Origin of the sequence: Massilia sp. LMS1-1-1.1, from assembly GCF_040815535.1 — a bacterium.
Taxonomy (GTDB): Bacteria; Pseudomonadota; Gammaproteobacteria; order Burkholderiales; family Burkholderiaceae_D; genus Janthinobacterium; species Janthinobacterium aestuarii.
This window is the reverse complement of sequence record NZ_JBFPNG010000009.1, coordinates 1-1,360: the sequence shown is the minus strand read 5'-3', so window position 1 is coordinate 1,360 and position 1,360 is coordinate 1. Positions and strand designations below refer to the sequence as shown.

At 51.4% G+C, this 1,360-nt stretch carries 1 rRNA gene; it reads right to left on the bottom strand.

Annotated elements, in window-relative coordinates:
• Positions 1-10 precede the first annotated feature (10 nt).
• Positions 11-1,360 (bottom strand): 23S ribosomal RNA (locus MRBLMS1_RS09920); the annotation flags it as partial.

Genomic DNA, 1,360 nt, shown 5'->3' with positions numbered 1-1,360 from the left:
CTAAGGTTATAGGGACAAGCCGTACGGGCAATTAGTACTGGTTAGCTTAATGCATTACTGCACTTCCACACCCAGCCTATCAACGTCCTGGTCTCGAACGACCCTTCAAAGAGCTCAAGGCTCTGGGAAATCTCATCTCAAGGCAAGTTTCCCGCTTAGATGCTTTCAGCGGTTATCTCTTCCGAACTTAGCTACCCGGCAATGCCACTGGCGTGACAACCGGTACACCAGAGGTTCGTCCACTCCGGTCCTCTCGTACTAGGAGCAGCCCCCTTCAAATTTCCAACGCCCACGGCAGATAGGGACCAAACTGTCTCACGACGTTTTAAACCCAGCTCACGTACCACTTTAAATGGCGAACAGCCATACCCTTGGGACCGGCTACAGCCCCAGGATGTGATGAGCCGACATCGAGGTGCCAAACTCCCCCGTCGATATGAACTCTTGGGAGGAATCAGCCTGTTATCCCCAGAGTACCTTTTATCCGTTGAGCGATGGCCCTTCCATACAGAACCACCGGATCACTATGTCCTACTTTCGTACCTGCTCGACTTGTCAGTCTCGCAGTTAAGCACGCTTATGCCATTGCACTATCAACACGATGTCCGACCGTATCTAGCGTACCTTCGAACTCCTCCGTTACACTTTAGGAGGAGACCGCCCCAGTCAAACTGCCTACCATGCACTGTCCCCGATCCGGATAACGGACCAAGGTTAGAACCTCAAACAAACCAGGGTGGTATTTCAAGGTTGGCTCCACGAGAACTAGCGTCCCCGCTTCAAAGCCTCCCACCTATCCTACACAGATTGGTTCAAAGTCCAATGCAAAGCTACAGTAAAGGTTCATGGGGTCTTTCCGTCTAGCCGCGGGTAGATTGCATCATCACAAACATTTCAACTTCGCTGAGTCTCGGGAGGAGACAGTGTGGCCATCGTTACGCCATTCGTGCAGGTCGGAACTTACCCGACAAGGAATTTCGCTACCTTAGGACCGTTATAGTTACGGCCGCCGTTTACTGGGACTTCAATCAAGAGCTTGCACCCCATCATTTAATCTTCCAGCACCGGGCAGGCGTCACACCCTATACGTCCACTTTCGTGTTTGCAGAGTGCTGTGTTTTTATTAAACAGTCGCAGCCACCAGTTTATTGCAACCCTTTCACCCTCATGGAGTAAACCAATCAAGCTACCGGGGCGTACCTTTTCCCGAAGTTACGGTACCAATTTGCCGAGTTCCTTCTCCCGAGTTCTCTCAAGCGCCTTAGAATACTCATCTCGCCCACCTGTGTCGGTTTGCGGTACGGTCTCGTATGACTGAAGCTTAGAGGCTTTTCTTGGAACCACTTCCGATTGCTTCGTG